General features: G+C 65.5%; 20 protein-coding genes. 8 read left to right on the forward strand and 12 right to left on the reverse strand.

The window, feature by feature from the left end; genetic code table 11:
• Nucleotides 1-23: 23 nt before the first annotated feature.
• Both AB0L58_RS06730 and AB0L58_RS06735 read right to left on the reverse strand, forming a co-directional pair.
• The gene (locus tag AB0L58_RS06730; RefSeq protein WP_364382247.1) at nucleotides 24-1,124 is read right to left on the reverse strand and encodes a substrate-binding domain-containing protein; all 1,101 of its coding nucleotides are present in this window, start codon (nucleotides 1,122-1,124) and stop codon (nucleotides 24-26) included.
• 83 nt (nucleotides 1,125-1,207) lie between these two features.
• A complete protein-coding gene (locus AB0L58_RS06735) occupies nucleotides 1,208-2,269 on the reverse strand; it encodes an alcohol dehydrogenase catalytic domain-containing protein (RefSeq protein ID WP_364382250.1) in 1,062 nt (353 codons plus the stop codon).
• Nucleotides 2,270-2,467: 198 nt separating this feature from the next.
• Here AB0L58_RS06735 and AB0L58_RS06740 point away from each other — a divergent pair, with 198 nt between their 5' ends.
• Together AB0L58_RS06740 and AB0L58_RS06745 are read left to right on the forward strand one after the other, a co-directional pair.
• A complete protein-coding gene (locus AB0L58_RS06740; RefSeq protein WP_364382253.1) occupies nucleotides 2,468-3,442 on the forward strand; it encodes a sugar-binding domain-containing protein in 975 nt (324 codons plus the stop codon).
• Between the two features lie 18 nt (nucleotides 3,443-3,460).
• Nucleotides 3,461-4,087 carry a hypothetical protein gene (locus tag AB0L58_RS06745; protein ID WP_364382256.1) on the forward strand — a complete coding sequence of 209 codons (627 nt, stop codon included), beginning with the start codon at nucleotides 3,461-3,463 and terminating at the stop codon, nucleotides 4,085-4,087.
• Between the two features lie 139 nt (nucleotides 4,088-4,226).
• Here AB0L58_RS06745 and AB0L58_RS06750 read toward each other — a convergent pair whose 3' ends face one another.
• Nucleotides 4,227-6,362, reverse strand: a complete 2,136-nt coding sequence (locus tag AB0L58_RS06750) for a serine/threonine-protein kinase (RefSeq protein WP_364382259.1) — start codon at nucleotides 6,360-6,362, stop codon at nucleotides 4,227-4,229.
• Between the two features lie 1,374 nt (nucleotides 6,363-7,736).
• Between AB0L58_RS06750 and AB0L58_RS06755 the strand changes: the two genes are divergently transcribed.
• Nucleotides 7,737-8,924 carry an FAD-dependent monooxygenase gene (locus tag AB0L58_RS06755; protein WP_364383188.1) on the forward strand — a complete coding sequence of 396 codons (1,188 nt, stop codon included), beginning with the start codon at nucleotides 7,737-7,739 and terminating at the stop codon, nucleotides 8,922-8,924.
• A gap of 238 nt (nucleotides 8,925-9,162) precedes the next feature.
• On the opposite strand, the gene mgrA is transcribed toward AB0L58_RS06755, so the two are convergent.
• Nucleotides 9,163-10,206 carry an L-glyceraldehyde 3-phosphate reductase gene (gene mgrA, locus AB0L58_RS06760; RefSeq protein WP_364382262.1) on the reverse strand — a complete coding sequence of 348 codons (1,044 nt, stop codon included), beginning with the start codon at nucleotides 10,204-10,206 and terminating at the stop codon, nucleotides 9,163-9,165.
• A gap of 298 nt (nucleotides 10,207-10,504) precedes the next feature.
• Here mgrA and AB0L58_RS06765 point away from each other — a divergent pair, with 298 nt between their 5' ends.
• Entirely contained in the window at nucleotides 10,505-11,416 is a 912-nt protein-coding gene (locus tag AB0L58_RS06765; protein ID WP_364382265.1) for a cutinase family protein, read from the forward strand.
• Nucleotides 11,417-11,682: 266 nt separating this feature from the next.
• Here the strand turns inward: AB0L58_RS06765 and AB0L58_RS06770 are convergent, their stop codons facing one another.
• Complete coding sequence (locus AB0L58_RS06770; RefSeq protein ID WP_364382267.1) at nucleotides 11,683-12,426, reverse strand: helix-turn-helix transcriptional regulator; 744 nt, start codon at nucleotides 12,424-12,426, stop codon at nucleotides 11,683-11,685.
• A 150-nt stretch (nucleotides 12,427-12,576) separates the two neighbouring features.
• On the opposite strand from AB0L58_RS06770, the gene AB0L58_RS06775 reads away from it, so the two are divergent.
• Nucleotides 12,577-13,632 carry a zinc-binding dehydrogenase gene (locus AB0L58_RS06775; protein WP_364382270.1) on the forward strand — a complete coding sequence of 352 codons (1,056 nt, stop codon included), beginning with the start codon at nucleotides 12,577-12,579 and terminating at the stop codon, nucleotides 13,630-13,632.
• A 194-nt stretch (nucleotides 13,633-13,826) separates the two neighbouring features.
• Here AB0L58_RS06775 and AB0L58_RS06780 read toward each other — a convergent pair whose 3' ends face one another.
• From AB0L58_RS06780 to AB0L58_RS06800, 5 genes are all read right to left on the reverse strand, one after another.
• On the reverse strand, nucleotides 13,827-14,666 hold the full coding sequence (locus AB0L58_RS06780) for an SDR family NAD(P)-dependent oxidoreductase (protein ID WP_364382273.1): 840 nt from the start codon (nucleotides 14,664-14,666) through the stop codon (nucleotides 13,827-13,829).
• A gap of 198 nt (nucleotides 14,667-14,864) precedes the next feature.
• A complete protein-coding gene (locus AB0L58_RS06785; RefSeq protein ID WP_364382276.1) occupies nucleotides 14,865-15,872 on the reverse strand; it encodes an NADP-dependent oxidoreductase in 1,008 nt (335 codons plus the stop codon).
• Between the two features lie 271 nt (nucleotides 15,873-16,143).
• Nucleotides 16,144-17,079, reverse strand: coding sequence for a polyphosphate kinase 2 (ppk2, locus tag AB0L58_RS06790; protein WP_364382279.1), 936 nt, complete (start codon nucleotides 17,077-17,079; stop codon nucleotides 16,144-16,146).
• A gap of 78 nt (nucleotides 17,080-17,157) precedes the next feature.
• Entirely contained in the window at nucleotides 17,158-17,490 is a 333-nt protein-coding gene (locus tag AB0L58_RS06795) for a hypothetical protein (RefSeq protein ID WP_364382282.1), read from the reverse strand.
• Between the two features lie 247 nt (nucleotides 17,491-17,737).
• Nucleotides 17,738-18,106: a hypothetical protein gene (locus tag AB0L58_RS06800; RefSeq protein ID WP_364382285.1), complete on the reverse strand. Its 369-nt coding sequence runs from the start codon at nucleotides 18,104-18,106 to the stop codon at nucleotides 17,738-17,740.
• 477 nt (nucleotides 18,107-18,583) lie between these two features.
• Between AB0L58_RS06800 and AB0L58_RS06805 the strand changes: the two genes are divergently transcribed.
• Entirely contained in the window at nucleotides 18,584-19,156 is a 573-nt protein-coding gene (locus AB0L58_RS06805) for a LuxR C-terminal-related transcriptional regulator (RefSeq protein ID WP_364382288.1), read from the forward strand.
• A complete protein-coding gene (locus AB0L58_RS06810; RefSeq protein WP_364382291.1) occupies nucleotides 19,153-19,560 on the forward strand; it encodes a hypothetical protein in 408 nt (135 codons plus the stop codon). Before AB0L58_RS06805 ends, AB0L58_RS06810 begins: the two co-directional genes overlap by 4 nt.
• A 33-nt stretch (nucleotides 19,561-19,593) precedes the next feature.
• On the opposite strand, the gene AB0L58_RS06815 is transcribed toward AB0L58_RS06810, so the two are convergent.
• The gene (locus AB0L58_RS06815) at nucleotides 19,594-20,859 is read right to left on the reverse strand and encodes an FAD-dependent monooxygenase (RefSeq protein WP_364382294.1); all 1,266 of its coding nucleotides are present in this window, start codon (nucleotides 20,857-20,859) and stop codon (nucleotides 19,594-19,596) included.
• 76 nt (nucleotides 20,860-20,935) lie between these two features.
• On the opposite strand from AB0L58_RS06815, the gene AB0L58_RS06820 reads away from it, so the two are divergent.
• Entirely contained in the window at nucleotides 20,936-21,499 is a 564-nt protein-coding gene (locus AB0L58_RS06820; RefSeq protein WP_364382297.1) for a helix-turn-helix domain-containing protein, read from the forward strand.
• Nucleotides 21,500-21,631: 132 nt separating this feature from the next.
• Here the strand turns inward: AB0L58_RS06820 and AB0L58_RS06825 are convergent, their stop codons facing one another.
• A complete protein-coding gene (locus AB0L58_RS06825; protein ID WP_364382300.1) occupies nucleotides 21,632-22,252 on the reverse strand; it encodes a helix-turn-helix domain-containing protein in 621 nt (206 codons plus the stop codon).
• Nucleotides 22,253-22,255 lie beyond the last annotated feature (3 nt).

The raw sequence follows: 22,255 nt of genomic DNA on the forward strand, positions 1-22,255 counted from the left end.
ATGTCATTGGAGTCAAGAGTGGCTCAGGAGATTCCCAACGCCTTGCATCCGGCAGCGTAGGCACCGGTGCAGAGTTCGGCCGCGGTGTTGATCTTCGAATCGATGATCTCGGTCTTCAGGTTGTCCCGCGTGACGATCTTCGGAACGAACAATATGGTCGGAGCATTGAAGACGGTCGTCAGAGTGCCACCACCGGTGGCCGTGACCTGCTTGCCCTGGACAAGGTCGACAACCACCTGGGCGGCTGCTGCCGCAACGATTTCGCTCGGTTTGGATATCGTGTTGTACTGGTCACCCGAAATCACCAGCTGTAGCCCCGCGTTGGTCGCGTCGTTACCGGTGACCGGCGGGATGGGATTGACATTAGCGGCCTTCAACGCCGCAATGGCTCCACCGGCCGTTCCGTCGTTGGCGGCGACAATGCCGCCGATCTGGGCGCCGAAACGCGAGACTTGGCCCGCTACCCACTGCTGTGCCTTCGTCGGCTCCCAGTCGGGAGTGTCGAACTCCGCGAGAGTCTGGTATCCGCTGTCGGCGAGACCCTCGTGGATGCCTTTCTTGATGAGACCCGCGGCGGCATCGGTTGGTGAGCCATTGACCTCCAGAATCCCCTTGCTCCTGGGAACACCCGTGTCCCTCAAATGCGTGACAAGCGATTTGGCGATAGCCTGACCGATTGCCTCGTTGTCGAAGGACACGTAATAGTCGACCTGCGCATCCGGGATCGGTCGATCGTAAGCGACAACCTTGATCCCCCTGGACTTCGCGCGCGAGACCATCGAGGCCGCGGCCGTGGAGTCCACCGGGTCGATCACAATGGCTTTCACGCCCTGCGAGATGGCGGCATCGAACTGCTGCTGTTGTTTCGATGCGTCGGCATTGGCGTTGTTGTAGAGCGTGGTGCAGGTTTCACACAGCTTGGCGAGCGCGGCCTTGAATCCCGGCGCGTCATGCTGTTCGTACCGAGTCGAAGCCTGATCCGGCATGAGAAATGCGATCTTCGCGCCGTCGATGCTGCCGGGACCTGTCCCCGTGGCAGTCTTGCCGGAGCTGCATCCAGCGAGCGCGGCGGCAAGGGCTGCAACGAGAAAGACAGCGGTCCCGGTGGTTCGCGTGAAATTCATTGTGATGTTCTTTCGACTAGTTGCGACTCAGGGTTGGTCGGGAGCTGATGAAATGCCTGATATCCGTTGGCTGAATCGAGCCTTCACGGGATGAGAGAGACCTTGACCGATTCCTTGCCCGAAGCGACCAAGTCGAGTCCACGTGCGAATTCGGCGATCGGGATCTGGTGAGTGCAGATGCCGTCGAGCGGGAGCTTGCCACTCTCGATGAGCCGAATCGCGGCGGGCCAGCAGTTCGGTCCGAGGTGAGCGCCACGGACGTCGAGCTCCTTGTCGTCACTGATGATCGTCCAGTCCACGGCGACTGCGTCCTTGAAGACGCTGTACTCGACGAATCTGCCGAGTTTGCGTAACAAGTTGAGGCCCTGGAGGACAGCCGAGGGGTGCCCGGTGGCCTCTAGATAGACATCGGCGCCATATCCTCCGGTCAGCGCCATGACGCGGGCGACGGCATCTTCTTTGCTGATATCTATCGTCACCGTCGCACCGGCTCGGGCGGCGAGTTCCAGCTTGCGCGGCTCCAGGTCCAGGGCAATGACCTGAGCTGGAGATTTCGCTGCTGCACCGGCAACCATGCCCAGGCCGATGGGCCCGCAGCCAGCCACGACGACAACATCGGAGAATGTGATAGCAGCTCGCTCGACGGCATGCAGCGCACACGACAGCGGCTCGGCGAACGCCGCGTGCGCGGGTGGAATGTCAGCGCTGATGCGGTGAACCAGCGAGCGCGCGGTGACGACCATGTACTCCTGCATACCGCCATGAGCAGCGCGTTTGAAGCCGTAGATGTCGTGCACCCGACACATGTGGTAGTTGCCTTCGAGGCAATACCTGCAACGCCAGCACGGGACGATCTGTTCAACGACGATACGGTCGCCGACCTCGACGTCCCAGCGTTCGCGGGCGTCGTCGTCGAGTTGGACGATTCGTCCCGCGATCTCATGCCCCGGGACCACCTCGGTTTCGGCCCACGCCGGCCGATGGCGGTCACCCCAAAACTTCGGAGCGCCGTTATAGCACTTCAGATCGCTCGCGCAGATCCCGACAGCCTCGACACGGATCAGCGCCTCACCAGAGCCCGGCGAAGGCACTGGCCGCTTTTCCAGCCGGTAGTCGGCGGGACCATGACATACGACAGCCTGCATCGTTGTGCCTGCGGGGAGGGTTGAAGGGATTGATTGCCGGTCCGCCACAGTGACTCCTTCCATCCGGCGAAGGTTCCCAAAGTGTGTGGTCCATGCCACTATAGACAACCGTGAACAGATGTACAGCACAAATGTTCCAACTTGATCGAATACTCTGAACGTATGTGCCGGTCAATGCCTTTCGATAGGAGGATGCCGATGACAGACCGGGCCGCCGAGGGTGCAGATCCGGGTATTCGTCGCCGATTCGCGCCATCGTTGGTGTATCAAGCTGCGCGCCTGTACTACTTGGACAACGCCACCCAGGCTGAAATCGCACACCAGATAGGCACGAGCCGGGCAACCGTGAGCCGGCTCCTCACCGAGGCGCGTGAGACCGGCATCGTGGAAGTCAAGGTTCGCAACCCGCAGGAACGAGCAGTAATCGAGCTCGAACATGATCTTCGCGAAGCACTGGGACTCGAAGCGGCATATGTCGCACCGGGATCACCGGGCACGGCGCTGGGCACGCTGCTGGCTCCCGGAGTCGCCCGAGCGCTTACCGCGTCTCGCTTGCGTCCAGGCGATTCACTCCTCATCTCAACCGGCGCAACGGTTTTCGCCGTCGCACAGCAGAATCTTCCGTCCCTGCCCGGCGTCGTGCTGTGCCCCATGGTCGGTGGCGTCGAGGAGCCCGAGGCGCATTACCAGTCGAACGAGATCACGAGGGCGCTGGCATCGCGGGTCGGCGCAATCCCGGTCCTGCTCCACGCCCCGGCCATGCCGACACCGTCGCTGCACAAGGCGCTGTTGAGTGACCCGCACGTTCAGCGAGTCGAACAACTATGGCAGTCCGCGCGCGCAGCGCTGCTCGGCATCGGCGCCGCGCCGCTGCACCGCACGTCGCTGCCGAGCGTCATCGCGGCACAGGAGGCGACGCTCGAGGACGCGGTTGGCGACATCTGCGCCCGGCCATACCGATCCGACGGAACGCCGATCGTGTCCCCCGGCTTCGAAAGGCTCATAGCAGTGCCACTGCACGACCTGAGGCGCATTCCGCACACAATCGGTGTCGCAATCGGCGAAGAGAAGGCCGATTCCATCCTGGTCGCGGTTCATGCCGGGTACGTGAATACCCTCGTCACCGACAGCCCAACAGCAGAGCTGCTCCTCAGAACAGCAGCCGTCAGATAAGCAGGCCGGGTTCTGAGCATGCACGTCGACCTCGATCCCGTTGCATCGCCCAGCGATGTCGACGCGAACGGCGACAACCCGCCGCATCCGCATCGAATGGCTCTGAATATGATGGGACACAACAGGTTTCATCTCCTGTGCCGCAGCATCGGGTTCGGCGCGACCGTCACATCGGTCACAGCAGGAGTGGCCCTGTCGACCGAAATCCGATCGGCCAGCCGGTCAGGGATGGTGCGGGTTTCACCCTGGGGTGGGTATTGCGCGATCCGTTCACAGACCAGGATTGACCCAGTCCACGTCGCGATCGATACCGCGCCCAGGAAAGTGATGCAGATGCCTCTTGCTGTTCAGTTTCTGTCGTCTCGTCCCGGGACCGAGTCGCGCTCAGGGAGTCCGACCTCTGCCCCGCAGAGCTCGGACTCGAGCCACGAATCGATCCCTCGCACGCGCTCGCGTGCCCGGCGCGGCATCCTGCTGTCGATGGCCCTTGCCGGTGGACTCATGCTGTTCGGCCCCAGCGTCTCGGGGATGACGGGGTCGCTGCAGCTACCGGCACTACCCACGGCCTACACATCGTCATTCGATGTCGCCCCGCAAAGCCACGGGCATCCGATGCTGCTCAGCTGCCGTCGCTTCGACTGCTGACTCAGTTCCCGACGGCGGGAGTGGCTCTCCTGGTCGCGGAGGGGCGGCTCGAAGACCGGTTGACTTCGTCGGTCCGAATGACGCGAGTTATCGACCTGTGGTCGACGCTGTCTTGCCGACGCGGCGGGGACATCGGCGTCTACAGCGGGTTCTTTTTGAACCAGTCGAACAATCCCTGATCGCTCTTGGGACGGTTGGAGGGGGAATCGGGACCGACGGAAAAAGCTTGAATGGCGATGTTGCTGCTCTGATCCAACCCAACGAGCGTCGGTGAGGGATCGGCGACGTAGGTGCACCGGCCGACGGTCGTGCCGTTTCGAATCGCCGGTTGCTCGGGAACCGTTGTACCGTCGCACGCGCGCCCGCCGGACTTCCTCATGACACCATCGAAAAACTGGGTCGCGATCAGATGGTTGGGGAATTGGAAAAACCTTGCTGTCGGCGCACCGGACTCGTTGCCGAAGCATAGAACGACGGCGGTCGCATCGCTCTCGGGTGCCTCGTGTCGACAGTATCGTGTGTCGTAGGCTTTGGGCAGTTTGGCGATCAGGGCACGGTCGGCCTCAGGTAAGAAGTCCGGGTCCCTCGGAGTGGTCCGGAATTGCGAATTCCCGTCTCCCGTGTCGTGCACTGTCCAGTACAAGCTGGCGCTACCGCCCACCGACTCGGTGAACGAGAAAACCGCCATGCTCATGGCCGCGTCGTCGGTCTGGATCACCTCCGCGGTCGGTGGTGTCGTCGTGTCATTCGTGAAGCAGGCCATTCGCCCGACCTCCCTGCCGGCCCTCGTCGCGGGGCCGTCGGGGCCGGGTGGATAGCCCGGACAGCTGCTGGCCGGTGGCACCAAGCGGTGATAGGCATTGCCTAGTGCGTCGGCGTTGGGAAACAGGGAGAACTCCCCGCTGGGCACACGGATTTCGGGAATCTCGTCGCAGGAGAGATGGGCTTTCTCCCCCATAATCGCCTGTGGGTTCCGGTGGTGACAAATGGTGCTGTTGTACGGGTCTTCCAGGAGCATCAGCAGGGTGACGTCGGCATCGGTGAAACCGGATTTCGCCGCCGGTGGGGTCGGTGGGATCGGTGGTGCGGGCTTGTGGAGCAGCGGCCATGCTCCGAGGGCCGCGACAGCCACAACGGCCGCGGCAGCGGCGATCCAGGGGCGGCGTGGCCGGCGCCTGCGCGCCGAGACGGATCTCGCCTGGGGTGTGGAGGTCGCCCGAGGCGTGCGATGCGCCGCCACGGTGGGATCGTATTTGCACACGGCAAGGGGACTATCGTCCTCGGCGTCGCCGGGAGTCGATGCAAGTGCGGCGTGGGCGGCGGCGGCCAGTTCGCCGGCGCTGGCATAGCGTTCATCGGGCGACTTCGCCATTCCGCGCGCGACGACAGCGTCGATCGAGACCGGGATTCCCGGTGCGTAGCTGCTCGTTCGGGGTGGAAGTTCGATCATGTGGGCCCGCATGATGGCGGCGTCGCCGCCGTCGGTCGAGTAAGGGCGGGTCCCGGTCAGGCATTCGTGCAATACGCACGCCAGGGCATACACGTCGACAGCCGGGGTAGCCGGGCCGGCCCGGAAGCGTTCGGGTGCCATGTAGTTGAACGAGCCGATCGCCGACCCGGTCTGGGTCAGGCGTTCGTCGGTGTTCGTGTTGGCCAGGCCGAAGTCGGCCAGGTAGGCGAACCCTTCGTGGGTGAGCAGGATATTGTCCGGCTTGATGTCACGATGGACCAGGCCGTCGTGGTGTGCGGCGTCGAGTCCGGCTGCGATCTGGCTGATCACCGAGACAGCTCGCTCGGGCGGCAGCGGGCCGTGGTTTCTCACCACGGTGCGCAGGCTTTCGCCGTGCACGAGTCGCATGTCGATGTAGAGCAGCCCGTCGATCTCGCCGTAGTCGTGGATCGGGATGACATGGGGCTCCTGCAGCAGCGCGGCGATGTGGGATTCGCGGCGGAACCGGGCCCGATAGACCGGGTCGTCGGCCAGCTGTTCGGGCAGCACTTTCACCGCGACCACCCGGCCCTTGGTGGTGTCGAGTGCCTCGAAGACCCTGCCCATCCCGCCAGAACCGATCAGCCGGCGCAGGCGATATTTCCCGAACGTCGCCCCTGGCACCAGCGGCGGCCGTAGGTTGTTCACGACTGCCTTGCCTGCGTTGTGGGTAATTTGCGCAGGTTGGTCGGAATCGAGAATCGGCGCTTGGACATTGTCGACTTGCCGGCTGGTCGACAACGCGGCTTCGGCCCTTTCGGCGAAGGTGCGACCCCGCTGCCACACGCTCTATGCCCCTTCACATTGCAGTCCGACGGTGTTGGCCGGCGTGCTGCGACTGCTCGGGTATCGACAGGCTCTCGCGCCGACACATCCAGCGAATGCTGGTGTCGCACTGCTGATGTCGGCACCGTCTCGTTCCACGGACTCGCCGGGAGGATTCGGTTCGCGGCATGCTGCGCGCCGCCTGCGGCACGCGGCCGGTACTGCGATCGCTCCGGCGTACGGGCAGCCGTAGCACGCCCGCACGAACTCGCGTTCGGGCGGATACGGCACCGGCGCGGCCCGATCGGCCGCCGGACGGTTCGGTGGCCGGACCGCCACCGCCCCATGCCTCGGGGTCGGGTACACGATGCCTCACCGCCTCCGCGACCAGTTCGCGGCCCTCCTCGCGGAGAAAGGCGTAGCGCGATAGGCATCGGCTCGGTCGCGAACATCCGCGACAAAGGTGGACGGCATTCGTGAAACTCCTGGGAAGCTGGTTCGTGTGTCGGCGCGCGATGGGTGAGGTCTGCCGCTTCGTTGCTAGCAGCCTTGACAAGAATCTTCGGCGCTGGCGCTCGTCCCGAATAGCCACCGTAGGTGGAGATCGTTTTCACCCCTGGGGCAACATCCCCCGCCCTGGGTGGCGGCACATCGCGGCTGGTCGGCGCCGATTCCACCGCCGTTGTACAACCGGCCGGTCCGCTGCGCGACGCGATTGCGCGCGCCCGATTCCTTGTCAACGCTGGCCCGTCCGCCCTGGATGAGACCGACATGAATCCCTGCGCATACACGACCGCGAGCAGCGAATGTTGCCGAGGTGCCCGGCCCGCGTCGTGGCCGACCGAGCCGATAGCGCCGCGCTCGGCGGATCACCTTCGCCTCCCATGGTGGTCGGCGGGACGGGCGTGGTGGGGCGCCATGTGGTCGAGAAATCGGTCTGGTCGGGGACCGGGTGCGTGTGCCGACGCGCAGGCCGGATACCGCACCCGTGATTGCGAATGGCCGCAGTGTGTCAAGTCCGGCTGAAACGCTGACCCACCCGGTCCGGTTCGGTCGTGCCCCACCACGGGAGCGCCGAAGGCACGAAAATGCCGGGTTCAGGGTGTTCGCAGGAGCGTGGATGCGATCTCGGCTGCACCGATGAATTCTGTGTGGATCCGTCGTCGATACCTGTGGATAGTGGGCCTGTGCCGGGATCGTTCCAGCGCGGGAAGAAACACATGGAGGCACTGGGATGCGGAAGTTGATTCTGGGCTTTTACGTCTTGCTCGACGGCAAAAGCGCTGGCGCGGACAACGGAATCCGGGACGTGATAATGGGCGTCGACGACCCCGAGCAAGAGCAAACGATCCGGACGGGTGAGCGGGGGACGCGGTGAGCGGTATCAGGGTGTTGGTGGCGGGGGCCAGTATCGCGGGGCCCGCGCTGGCCCACTGGCTGCGCCGGCGGGGGGCCGAGGTGACCGTGGTGGAGCGGGCCCCCGAGCTGCGTCCCGGTGGGCAGGCGGTGGACGCGCGCGGGGTGGCCAAGGAGGTCATCCTGCGGATGGGGCTGGACGCGGCGGTGCGCGCGGCCTGCACCGAAACCGCTGGCGCATACACCGTGGATGTGGACGGGAACGTGCTGGAGACCTACCGCGCGGACGACAACGGCGGCGACGGGTACATCGCGGAGATCGAGATCCTGCGCGGGGACCTGTCCCGGGTGCTCCACGACGACACCCGCGACGGTGTCGAGTACATCTTCGGCGACCGCATCGCCGAACTCACCCAGGACGCGGACGGGGTCGATGTGGCCTTCGCGGGCGGCGACCGGCGGCGCTTCGACCTGGTGGTCGGGGCGGACGGGCTGCATTCGGCGCTGCGAGCGATGGTCTTCGGGCCGCACGAGCGGTTCGTCCGCCACCTCGGGCACGTGCTGGCCTTCTACAGCGTGCCCAACGAGTTCGAGCTGGGCCGCTGGCTGATCGACTACCAGGAGTCCGGGCGCTCCGCCGGCCTGCGGCCCATCCCGGACGCCACCCGGGCAATGGCCATGTTCTCCTTCGCCGCGGCCGACCTCGAGGTCGACTACCGCGACGTCGCGGCGCAGAAGCGCCTGCTGCGCGAACGGATGGCAGGCCTGGGCTGGTTGACCCCGGACATCCTCGCGCATCTGGACGACACCCCGGACTTCTACCTCGACCAGGTTGCCCAGGTGGTGATGGACCGCTGGTCGAGCGGACGGGTGGCGCTGCTCGGGGACGCGGCGTTCAGCTCGTCGCCGATGTCCGGGGCGGGCACCGGGCTGGCCCTGGTCGGCGCCTACCTGCTGGCCGGAGAGCTGGCCGCCGCCGGGTGGGACCCGGAGGCCGGGTTCGCCGGCTACGAGCGGAGGATGCGCTCGTTCGTCGAGGCGAACCAGGAGATCGGCCGGCTGCACGCGCGCAGCCGCGATGTCCCCGGGCCGGACGCCGAGCCGAGCCTCGATTTCGCCGACGAATGGTTCACCGAACTGATCGAGCGCGCGATCAACGGCGTCGAGCTGCCCGACTACGCTGGTGTGCCGGACTCCGGGGCCCCGGCCGGACCGCCGATCACCTGACCTTCCTCAGCGCGGCGCTGGAGGGTTGCCGCACAACAATATTCGAGATATCGCGGTTGGCCGCCCGCGGAGCCGTACCCGTCCTCGGTCACGTACGGGTACGGCGTCGCGCGGATGCGGTGGCGGAGACAGGATTCCAGCCGATGATGTGACACAGACCGGCGAAGCGTTCGCGGCAGGCGCTGTGGCGGCGTATCCCTGCCGCCCGTGGTGACCCGACTGAACCGCTTCGATCCTTTCAGAGTGTGCCATCGCGCGCTGCTCGCCACAGGTCGACCGCACCGTCGTCGTCGAGCAGTGCGTCGATCTCGGCCAGCTCGTCCGCGCTGAGATCGAGATTGTCCAGTGTGGCGACGTTCTGCTCGAGCTGTTGGGTCGAGGACGCGCCGATCACCAGTGCGGTCACGCGCGGGTCGCGCAGCGCCCACGCCAGCGCCAATTGTGCCAGCGTCTGTCCGCGGCGGGCGGCGAGCGCGTCGAGCTTGCGCAGCCGCTCGATCATCTCGGCGGTCAGCAACTCGGTCTGGAACGACTTTCCCTGTGTGGCTCGCGATCCCGCCGGCACGCCGTCGAGATATTTCGATGTGAGCAGGCCCTGCGCGAGTGCGGTGAACCCGATGACCCCGAACCCTTCCTCGGCGGCGATGTCCAGCAGCCCTTCGGTCTCGATCCAGCGGTTGAGCATCGAATACGACGGCTGATGGATGAGTAGCGGCGTGCCCATTTCGCGCAGGATCCGCGCGATTCTCGCGGAGTTCTCGGCGGTGTACGACGAGATCCCCACGTACAGTGCTTTCCCCTGCCGTACCGCGGTATCCAGCGCCGCCGCGGTCTCCTCGAGCGGAGTTGTCGGGTCGAAACGGTGCGAGTAGAAGATGTCGACGTAGTCCAGGCCCAGCCGGCTCAGCGACTGATCGAGCGAGGCCAGCACGTACTTCCGGGAACCGCCGCCCTGTCCGTACGGTCCGGGCCACATGTCCCACCCGGCCTTGGTGGAGATGATCAATTCGTCGCGGTAGGCGGCGAGTTCCTCGCGCAGCAAGCGCCCGGCGTTGATCTCGGCCGACCCATAGGGTGGACCGTAGTTATTGGCCAAGTCGAAGTGTGTGATTCCGAGATCGAAAGCGCGCAAAGCGATCTCACGCTGGATGTGGTACGGGCGATCGTCACCGAAGTTGTGCCAGAAGCCGAGTGAGAGCAGTGGCAGGTCGAGGCCTGACCTGCCACTGCGGCGATAGCGCATTCCGCCGTCGTAGCGGGCCGGATCGGCAACATATGTCATCGGTACTCCTCCCGGGACGCGCGGCCGTCCCGATCTGATCGAACCTTCGAGCCAGATTTCCCAAGTACCGAGTATGCACGCCGCATATGGTGGATGCATCAACCAGTTGGCGTCGAGTCGAACGCCCGCAGCCACGACATCGCGCCGGTGGCGATCGCCTCGGCCGGAACGATTCGATGCGCCCGGGCATGGCACGACTATCCTGCTACCTCAGCGTTATCGCGACACGCCCTTTACACTCGCGAAGTAGCCTTCGTCGATGGAACGATGCGCAGCCGTGACACTCTCGGAGTAGACGATGCTTTCTCGATGGAAGAACACCGCCGCCTGCGCGGCTGCCCTGGTGAGCGCCGCCCTTCCGGTCGGCGCGGCCTCGACCGCCCAAGCAGCCCCGCAGCAGTGCCCGGACGTGTATGTCGTGGCAGTTCCCGGCACCTGGGAAACGTCGAAGTCCGAACCGGGCCAAGGGATGCTCGCCGCCGTCGCCAACGGCTTGCCGGGTAACGTCCAGACCGACTACGTCGCCTACGCAGCGACCGCGTTCCCTTGGGAAGGCGACGTGTACGGCCGTTCCAAACGCGAAGCCCTCGACAATGCCCGTGGCCTGGTCAGCGCGATGGCTCAGCGCTGTGGCGCAACACGATTCGCGCTGCTGGGCTATAGCCAGGGCGCCGACGCCGCCGGTGATCTGGCCGCGGAGATCGGCACCGGGCTCGGTGTCGTGGCGCCGAGCCGCGTGGATTTGGTCGGGCTGATCTCCGACCCCCGCCGCTCTCCCGGCGACAACCTGATCGGCCCGCCCGTCGCGGGCGCCGGCGCCGGCGGTCCTCGCCTGGGCGGTTTCGGCTGGCTCACCCCGAAGACCTACACCTTCTGCGCCGTCGGCGATCTGTACTGCGCAACCCCCGACGGCGACTTCGCCGCTCGCATCGCCGGATTCTTCGCCCAGATCTCCAACCCCGACCCCGCCCAGTTCGGTATCTATCAGCAGCAGGCGAGCAACCTCATCGCCGACGCCCTCGCCGCCGGCGGCCTCGGCCTGCTGAACGACCAGCTCAATAACTCCGCCTACGAACAACGCAAACAACAGATCGACGACTTCCTGAAGTCCGGGATCCACCAGAGTTACCCGCACTACGCGATCGGACCCGGCGGCGCCACCCCCCTGACCTGGCTGCACCAACAGTTGATCAACGTCGCAGGCAACTGACCGCTGGCCCTCGTTTTCCCGGATCTGTCCCACGGTTCCGCCGGACACGCAACCAGACCGGCGCTTGCGGGTGGGCTGAACACGAACGGGTTCGCCGGGTTCGGTGACACGACGACGGAAGTTCGTCCTGGGCGACGTCGTCGATGAACGGGGATGTCCACACCGGCGGGCCGACGTCCGAGGCCAGTGCGGCCGCAACAATCCGCCACGCCTGCAACCTTTCCCGTGACGACCGGGTGTTGACGGTCGCAGCGCGGAGCTGCGACTTACCGGTCGACTTCGCCATGGCGTTCGTCGCCGCCGCACTGTGGAACCAGGTGGCTGGTTCGGTAGCGGCCGGGTGTGGTGCCGATGATGTTGGTGAAGGCTGCGATGAAGCCGCTCGGGTTCGCCCATCCACAGGCGTGGGCGACGTGGGTGGTGTCGTGGCCGTCGGCGAGGAGGACGAGGGCGTGATAGATGCGTAGCTGTGTGCGCCACTCGTAGAATGTCATGCCGAGTTCGTTGTGGAACAGTCGGCTGAGCGTGCGGGCGCTGGCTCCGATCGTTTTCCCGAGTTCGGCAAGTGGGGTGCTGTCCGCGGGCTGCTCGTAGAGCATCCGCGCTATCGCCTGCAATCGATCATCCTGTGGCTCGGGCAGCTGTAGCGGCTGCTCGCGCGCTTCGTGCAGTTCATCGACGAGCACTCGACGGAGGCGAGTGCGCGCGGCTCGGTCGTGCTCGCCCGGGACGCGGTCGTAATTGCGTGGGCCGGTGAGGGTCAGCAGGATTTCGCGGGCGAGCCCGGAGACCAGGAATACGGCGGGATGGCCTGGTACGAGCCGAGCCAGGGATGCCGGTAGGAAGACAATCCGCATATCGGTGTGGCCGTGCGCGCGGTGGTAGTGCATGAAACCGGCAGGGGTCCATGCGACTCGATTGGCCGGAACGATCGATGTACCGCGTTCGGTGTGGACCGACAAGACACCACTGGCCGCGTACACCAAATGACCACGTGGATGGGAATGCACCGAACTCGTACCCCCGGATGGCCATTGATGAACCCCTCCGGACGGCCACAACCGGGACGTCCCACCGGGCCGGGGAAGTTGGCGGCCAACGGGCATAAGTTGGCATTCTATCGGTGGTCGGCCGCCCGTTGTTCCGGCGACAGTGAACATATGCGCAATGACCTTCGCTCCGACGGCTCCGCCGACACGATGCTCCGCAATGCAACGAGCCATGCCACGCTGACGACAATGCGCGCAGCGGTCTGTGTCAGGCCAGGTGGTCCGGATGTGCTGCAGCTCCGTGAGCTGCCGGTACCAGCGGTTCGGGAGGGCTGGAGCCTGGTACAGGTGAAGGCCGCGGGCTTGAACCGGTCGGAGCTGAGGACCCGCCAAGGGCATTCCCCCAACGTGACGTTCCCGCGCGTGCTCGGGATCGAATGCGTCGGAATCGTCGCAGCCTCAACCGATCCCACGGTGCCGGTGGGGACGACCGTTGCGGCGGTGATGGGTGAGATGGGCCGGGAGTTCGACGGCGGCTATGCGGAGTATGCGTTGTTGCCGAATTCGCTGCTGATGCCGGTCACCACCACATTGCCTTGGGACGTCTTGGCCGCGCTACCCGAAACGTATCTGACCGCACAGGGCTCGCTGGACGCGGTGGGGGCCGTGTCGAGTGGCCAGGGCCGCTTGCTGATCCGTGGCGGGACCTCCTCGGTGGGGATGGCGGCCGCGTCGATCGCGACCAGCCATGGGATCGAGACCGCGGCCACGACTCGGCGGCCGGACAAGATCGATGCGTTGACCGCGGTCGGCGTCGACCACGTACTCGTCGACGACGGTGGATCGCTGGCGGCGAGCGTGCATTCGCTCTGGCCCGAGGGTCCCGACTATGTGCTGGATCTCGTCGGGGCGGATACGGCGGTGGACTCGCTGCACTTGGTTCGGCGTGGCGGAACGGTGTGCGTGGCGGGCTCGCTCAGTGGATGGCTGATCTCGGACTTCGAACCGATAGCGATGATCCCGTCCGGCACCAAGCTCACGGCCTTCCACAGCGGCAACCTCGCGGGCAGCGCGGGCGCGACTGTATTGCAGCGGGTCGTCCACGAGGTCGAGGCCGGTGTCTATCGCCCCAATATCGACCGCCTCTTCGGCCTGGACGACATTGTCGCGGCGCACCGGTACATGGAGCACAACCAGGCCATCGGAAAGCTCGTCGTCGTGCCATAGTGCTCGGCGATTCGACCCCGTAGCTACCGAGGCCCCGCGACCGGAATCCCGAGTCACGCCGACGGCGAACAGAATTCGTGCGTTCGAGAACCTGAATGGAACTACTCGAGGAAAACATGCATGCACCGGCGACCCGCGCAGGCGTCAGCCGAGGTGGATCCCGAACTCGCACAGCGATCTTCGAGACAGGCTCCTCAGTGGTGCGGCCCCACGTACACTCCCGCGATGCGGCGTCGAGCGATCGCCGCCGACATGCGGAGCGCCAGCCGCTGCGCGGCGACGGCCAGACGAGCGATGCGACCCGGCACGATCAATCGGCTGCCCGACTCGACACCGTCGATGATCTCGTCGGCGATCCGGCCGATCGGCAGCTTCGGAATCAACAACGTATGTCTGCGATTCTCCGGAGTGCGGTGCTGTTCGAGCGCATCGACCATCGGCGAGTCGAACTCGCCCGGACACACCAAATGTAGTGCGATACCTTGCGGTTCGAGTTCATAGCGCAGAGATTCGGTGAACCCGACAACGGCGTGCTTCGCCGCGCAATACGGGGTGTAACCGAACACGCCGGTCAGACCGGACACCGACGCAATATTCACGATGCGTCCGCGCTCGGCGCGCTCGAGGTAAGGAAGCGCGGTACGTATGGTGTTCACCGTCCCGAAGAAGTTGGCTTCCATCACTTCTCGGAAGTCCGCGTCGTCGAGCCGTTCGAAGTATCCCTCCCGCAGGATTCCGGCGGAATTGATCAGGATGTCGATGCCTCCGGTCGCGGCGAGCAGGCTGCGGAATTTTTCCTCGAGAGCAGCGCTGTCGGAAACATCCACGGCCAGCGCGCGGATATCGGCACCCGGTGCGGCAGCGGTGATGGTGGCGACCGCGTCGGCGAGTTTGACCGGATCGCGCGCGAGAAGTGTGACACGCAGCTTGCGCTGGGCCAGTCGGCGAGCAAGCTCCAGACCCAGCCCCGAGGATCCCCCAGTGATGACGGCGTGATCGCCGCTGTTGAGCGCATTGGATGGGGTGTGGGTCATCGGGCGGCCTCGGCGGTGCGGCGCAGTTCGACAATCGCGATGGGCCGCTCGGTCTTGGTCTGATACTCCATGTATCGGCCGTTGTTGAGGGGTGTCTATGAGCGTCCAGCGGCGGGCGTAGTCGGGGTCGCTCGGAAGAGTAGCACGGACGATGACGTGATAGTGGGTACGGCCGAGCCGAATTCGGCCAGCCGCGGTTCAGTGTGGTTTCAACGCGAGGATCAGCTTGCCGAGGTTGCGGCCATTGAACAGTTCGAGCAACGTTTCCGGGAAATCACCGACCTCGCCGTGCACGATGTCCTCTTGTGCGCGCAGTTCGCCGGTTCGCAGCCACTCGGCAAGTTGCGCAACGCCTTCGGGATAGCGCTCGGCGTAGTCGAAGATGACAAATCCGGTCATTGTCGCGCGGGCGACGAGCAGCTGCATGTAATTCGCCGGCCCACGCGGCGCGGCGTTGTATTGCGATACCGCGCCGCAGAGTACGACGCGGGCACCGCGCGCCAGGCGGTTCAGGCCGGCTTCGAGTGCTGCGCCTCCAACGTTGTCGAAGAAGACATCGATTCCGTCGGGTGCGTGGGTTTTCAGCTCCGCGCGCAGATCAGCGGTCCGGTAGTCGATGGCGGCGTCGAATCCGACCTCCTCGACCAGCCAACGGCATTTCTCTTCACCGCCGGCGATGCCGATGGCGCGAGCACCTTTGATCCGCGCGATCTGTCCGACGATGCTGCCCACCGATCCGGCGGCCCCCGACACCAGGACGGTTTGGCCGGGCGCGGGCTTGCCGATATCGAGTAGCCCGAAGTATGCGGTAAGACCGCTGATACCCAAGGCGCCCAGATGCACCGGCGCCGGTGCGAGAGCGGGGTCGACCGAGGTCACCGCGGCACCACTGGTCACCGCGTAACGCTGAACACCGAACGGGCCGGACACCACGTCACCGGCGGCGAAGCCACCGTCACGTGAGTCGATGACGTGGCCGACGCCGAATGCGCGCATCACCTCGCCGATCTGGACCGGCGGTACGTACGAGCGCCCGGCATTCATCCAGGTTCGCATCGCGGGATCGATCGACAGGTAGTCGACCTCGACGACGATCTGGCCATCACCGGGCTCCGGCAATGGTTCCCGCACGATCTGCCAGTCCGTGGTCTTCGGCAGGCCGATGGGCCGGGCCGCCAATCGGCATTGGGTGTTGAGGGTTGTCACGAGGCAATCTCCTTCTCGGATGCGGTGATTCGGCCGAGCGCACAGCGACTGCCCCAAGACGAAGCCGTGCAGCCGCTTACACGGCCCAGCACCGGCCGTCGCCCGACCTCGGCCCGGACGATCTCCAACCCGATCCGCAGGCGACCGCCGTATGACCGACGCGGTAGACCTGGCCGTCCTGCACGGCGCGACCTGGCCCTGACCGTCACCAACCGCAACCCGTCCACCGTGCGCGCAAGAATATCAATGACACGCGCGCCGGGCTCGACGGTCAGGAGCCGATGACGTCGCAGGCACGGCCGACGAGGAGTGGGTCGGCGGGGGTGACGATCTCGGGGTCTTTGTTGTCGTAATCGAACAGGCCGAGGACGTGGCGCATCGCGTTCAGGCGGGCGCGTTTCTTGTCGTTGCTCTTGACCACGATCCAGGGGGCGTAGTCGGTGTCGGTGTGCTCGAAGTTCTGTTCTTTGGCGGCCGTGTAGTCGTCCCACTTGTCGAGCGAGGCCAGGTCCATCGGGGACAGCTTCCACTGGCGGACCGGGTCGACTTGGCGGATGGCGAAGCGGGTGCGCTGTTCCAGCGGGGACACCGAGAACCAGAACTTGACGAGGTCGATGCCGTCGTCGACGAGCATGCGCTCGAAGAGCGGAACCTGAGCGAGGAATCGCCGATGTTGTTCGAGGGTGCAAAAGCCCATGACCTGCTCGACGCCGGCACGGTTGTACCAAGAGCGGTCGAACAACACGATCTCCCCGCCCGCCGGTAGGTGTTCGACGTAGCGCTGGAAGTACCACTGAGTCGACTCGCGAGTGGTCGGTTTCTCCAGTGCCACTACGCGTGCGCCGCGCGGGTTGAGGTGCTCCATGAACCGCTTGATGGTTCCGCCCTTGCCCGCGGCATCACGGCCCTCGAACACGATCACCAGCCTGCGTCCCTCGGCCTTGACCCAATTCTGCAATTTGAGCAGTTCGATCTGTAGCAGGCGTTTGTCGGCCTCGTACCTGTCGCGGGCCAGACGCTGGTCGTAGGGGTAGCCCTCGCGCCAGGTATCGACGGCGAAACCACCCTGTGCGGTGATCAGGATCGGGTCGTCGTCATCGAAATCATCGACGAGGAAACCGGCAGTGTCGGAGAGGTCGACCACGGACTCGAGGTCGCCGATCGCACTGAAGTCGGTCAATGGCTGCCGCGGCGCGGAGTCGGTCATTTCCGAGACATTATCGATGGATTCTGACCGAAAGGTGAACAGCCGGAGGCACCGGCCGCACGCCTCATCGGGCGCGTATCACCTGCGGCGTGGGCCTTTCCTGGTCATGCGCAGACCCCATACTTCAAGAGTTGTCGCGATCGCCATGTATTGCAGATAAGCGGCAATGACCAGCCAGGTGCCGTAATCGTTCAGCCAGCCCCGCAATGGCATCAGCGCCACCACACCGAGGCAGATCAGCAGTGTGCCGAGCACCAGCGCCGGGGTCCGCAGTGGCGCGAGCTGCTCATCGAGGAGGGCGTGGGCGGATCGTGCCGAATCCGCGGCGGTCCGCGAGCCCGACTGGGAGGCAGCGGAAATACCGGTGCCGACTCTGTCGAAGGAATTGGGTATGGACGCTGGATTTGCCATAGCGTTCTCCGGGTCGACGCTGCGATCGACCGAGGTAGCGATTCGATATGGAAGATGGCGATGGAAGATTGTGCAACACGGGTGATCGCCGTCAGCGGCGGTCGATCCGTCCTACCATGCGGCGCAATTGCCGCTCCCCGACGTTCATGAGGCTAACTATTGGTTATCAATAGCGTGCCTGTAATCGAGCTTCGAAGAAAGACCGAATTTGGCGCACGACTCCATGCGTTCACTCGTGACCGAACCGTTACCTGGCGTACATATATGGTCCTGAACTAGGGCGATGACGATCCGAATGGCAGAATTCGGAAGCTGCCGGGAGGGCAGGCTGCCCGCTGAAGTTACCGAACCGATATCCAACAGCGACTCGGCCGAGCGGTGCCGCCGGATGATCCGGACCATTGCAGCAAAGCTGAACGATTGACCAAATAGTCGCGCAGAGCAGCATGCCGTTGCGCACCGCCGGCACCACAACTCCCGACCAGCTCCCGGTGGCTACCCGGTCGTAGAGAAAGGGGAATTCCAGCTGGCTCAACAACGCGGTCGCCAGCACCAGCAGCAGCACCGGCCGCTGCGTGCTGCGCGAGTCGAGCGCGCAGACCGAAGCGACCGCCACCGCCCACACCAGGTACTGCGGGCTGACACCCGGCTGGTCACCAAGGCGAGCAGCACCGCGGCCAATACGAGATCCGGTGCCGGAGGCCGCGCACGCCACCAGACGAGCAGCAATACCGCGCCGCCGACAACCGTGGCCGCCACGCACCCGAGAGCCACGTCGGACACGTCCCAAGTGGCGGAGGCGACGCCTGTCCGGCACCGCCACCGAATTCGGAAGCGTCTCAGGCCCGGATGATCCGTGTGGTTCGAACCGGTACGGCTGCTACGAACCCTACGGTGCCTGCGACAACTACCGGCCGGGGTGCGCCGGTCCGAACGACTCCGGCTACAAACCGTACGACTACGAGCAGAATCGACAGAACTACGGCGGATATCGCTGATCCGGCCCGCGTTCACTCGACGTACCCCGGGACTGTCCGGCGATCAGCCCCGGGGCTCCGTCGGGGGCCGCGCTGATCGATCCTGGCGCCATTCAATGGGCTCGAGGTCCGTCAACGGTTGCCGGAATCGGTGCGGCAGCGGTTCGGTGATCGCGGTGAGTGCATCCCCGGCCACCGATCGAGGCTCTACCCGGGGAATCACGTGTTCATCGGCTACCGGCTGTGGCCGGAGCAGACGCCGACCAGCTCGGGTTGCGGACGCGGTTGCCGCACGCACAGCATGCGGAGGCGGCAGCAGCCGGGAGGGCGTCGCGAGCTTCAACAGAGAGTTCGACGTACTGACCAATGTCGCCGCAGGACTGTCGAATACCGCGATCGCCGCCGAACTGAATCTGACGCCGAAAGCAATCAGCAACTACATATCCCGCATCTTCGCCGAGTTGGGCGTGGCCGATCGCGCCACGGCGATCGTCCTGGCACGAGACGCGGGCCTGGGGCGGACATGGTCAGAACGCACACATACCGCCGCAATGCGCGATTCGAGCGGTTTCCCCACCACTGCGGGCAAAGGGTTGGACCATGGATGCGGCGGTGCGACGTGTACCGCATCTCTTCCCGTTGTGTTCCGCGATCTATGTCCGCCACACAGGAGGAATGAAGCTCGATGATGACTACCCCGAACCCTCTGCGCCCTGCCGGCATCGCGACTGTCTTCATCGCGACGGCAGCGGCCTCGGTCGTGGCTGCCGCTCCCGCGCTTGCCGCCACGAATCTCGACATCACCGGTGCCGGATCGAACATGGTCCAAGTCGACTACAGCTGCGACGACTCCGCCGGGGTGGTGAGCATTCAGGCGATGATGGGCGAGACCAATGCCGACCGTCCCGCCGCCCAGGGCGCCCAGAACTCCGTCGACTGCAACGGTTCCCCGCAGAGCGCCGTCGTCCCTCTGACGGCGGATCCGAGCCAGCCACCGCTGACCTCGGGTTCCGAGGCGCAGGTGCGGGTGGCGCTCGTCGACGGCAACGGCACCGTGGTCTCCGGACAGGCAAAGAAGTTCACCGTGCAGTAGTGCGCGCCCGATTCCGTACTGGTGCAATTGATTTCACCCCACCCCGAACCCGCCTCCCGGGTCGCCCGCGAAGCCGACCCGGCTGCCTGATGTGGCGGGCGAGGGCGGGTAGTCGGCGACGGTCATGGAGTTGTAGAGGCGTGCGCTCTTGGTAGTGAGGCGCAGCAGAGCGCGGCTGGGCCCCGCGGGCAGGGCGGAGATCAGGCGACTGCCCTGAACCAGGCCCGATACACCGAGGCGGGACGTGGGGACCAGGGTCTTCGCCGCGCTCAGCGCGACCGCGTGGCTGCCGCGTACGTGCTCGGCCATCGCGCGCTCGTAGGCAGGGAAGGCGCGCTCGTGGTCGCCGCCCGCCCGCGCCAGCTCTCCGGCGAGGACGTACGCGCCGACGACGGCCAGGCTGGTGCTACCGCCGACGGCCGGGCCGGGGCAGTAGCCCGCGTCGCCGACGAGCGTCACCCGCCCCCGCGACCAGTTGTCCATGCGGAGCTGGGTGATCGAGTCGAAGTAGAACGCCGGAGTGCGGTCGAGCTCGTCCAGCCAGCGGTCCACGTCGGTATGCATGCCGCCGAACGCATTGCGCAGCAGGTCCTTCTGCCTTGGCACGTCGCGGTGGTCATAGTCGAGCTCGCACTCGCTCCGGAACAGGAACAACGCCCGCGCGTCGCCGAGATGCCGCGCGCCGTACACGCCTGCGGTACGGCCGACACCGACGTGCATGCGAAGTTCACCGTCGAGGCCGGAGGCGTCGGGCAGGTTCAGCACCCCGAAGTAGGCCCCGATGAAGGCGCTGAAGCGGGACTCGTCGCCGAATGCGAGGCGGCGCACGTTGGAGTGCAGCCCGTCCGCGCCGACGACGAGGTCGAAGCGGCGCGGCGCGGCGTTCTCGAACCGCACCGCACCGTCGGGGGAGATCGCGGTGATCGAGTCGCCGAAGACATACTCGACGTCCTCGCGCGTTGCGTCGTAGTAGATCTCGCTCAGGTCATCGCGCATGATCTCGACGTGCCGGTCGGAGGTGGCGCCGAAGATCTTGGCGAGGTCCACCCGCACGCAACGCCGTGCGCCCTCCGGGTAGAGGGTCATCCGGTTCGTGCCGGTGGCCCGCGCCTCGACGCGCGGGAGCACGCCCATCTGCTCCGAGATGTTCATCGCGGGCCGAAACAGGTCGACCGCGTGGCCGCCGGTCTTGCGCAGAGCCGGTGCGCGCTCGACGACGGTGACGGAGAAACCGTGCCTGGTGAGCCAGTACGCCAGCACCGGACCGGCGATGCCGGCGCCGGAGATGAGAATCCGCATGAGCCCGTCTCCTTACTTAACGATAGGTAAGCATACCCGGTTATTTACCTATCGTTAAGTCAGATAGGCTGGCGGCATGCCGCGTCCCTCTGACACCAAGCAGCGGATCCAGGAGGTCGCCCGCGAACTCTTCGCCCAGCGTGGTGTGCAGCGGACCGGCCTGCAGGAGATCGCCGACCGGCTCGGCATCACCAAACCGGCGCTCTACTACCACTTTTCCTCACGCGAGGAACTGGTCCGCAGCATCGTGCAGCCGATCATCGACGAGGAAGAGGCATTCCTGGCGGATCAGGAGGCGCTGCGCAAGGTCGAGCCCCGCGCCCTACTGGAGGGCTACTTCGACTTCCACTACCGCCACCGCAAAGACATGGTGCTCATGCTCGGCGAGCTGACCACACTCGCCGACCTGGGCCTGATCGAGCTCGTCCTGGCCTGGCGCGGGCGGCTGGTGCGGCTGTTGTACGGACCCGACCCCACGCTGGAGCAGGCCACCCGTGCCGTCATCGCCTTCGGCGGCATCCAGGACTGCACGATCCAATTCGCCGACACACCAGAAGACGAGCTCCGCCGGGCGGCGGTGGACGGCGCCTGCGCGGCCCTCGGCATCAAGACGCGGCGCGCAGCCGGGCGAAGGGCATAATCGCCTCGTCCTCGCTGCGCCACTCATCTATCCGCAGGTCACCGCGGAACCTGGATGGAAACCGCACCTTCCCGTGTCGGCCCCGCCGGTCACCGCCGAACGAGCTCGATGCAGGCGGACCAAACGTGTGCGCTAGCCGCGAGCATTGGCGATAAGCGGCACCAGATACCTGCGCGCGAATTCGGCGAGCTCGTCGTAGGACCGCAGCTGGGCCGTGCCGTGCGGGGCGAGGATGAGTGAATGGACTACGCGGCAGACGATTTCGGCACGGGTCACCAGGTCGTCGGAGTCGGCGAGTAATCCGCGCTCTACCGCGCGTTCGAGCGTGGTGGTGGTCGCGGTGACGCACATGGTGAAGGTCGTGGCACCGTCTACCGTGAGCTTCATGATCACCCGCTCGGGTTCTATCGCAAGCATCCGCTCGACCATCGGATGGGTGCGCCAGCGGGTGACGACCGTGACGAATATGTCGGCGACGAGATCGTCGATGCTGTCGTGACGTTCGGGCATTGCGGCGAGTTCGGCCAACAGGGTCGCGACCTCGCGACTGATCACCGCCTGCACGAGATCATCGCGCGAGCCCACCCGCCGGTAGACCGTGACACGATCCACCCCGGCCTGCCGGGCGACGTCCTCGATCGTCGTCTTCTTGACGCCGACTTTCGCGAATTGAACCAAGGCGGCGTCGAGGATCCGCGCCTCGAGATCGGCCGCATCGTCGCGGCTCAGGGGTGCTTTCGACGCCGTCTTCACGCA

The organism is Nocardia sp. NPDC052112 (assembly GCF_040680135.1).
GTDB lineage: Bacteria > Actinomycetota > Actinomycetes > Mycobacteriales > Mycobacteriaceae > Nocardia.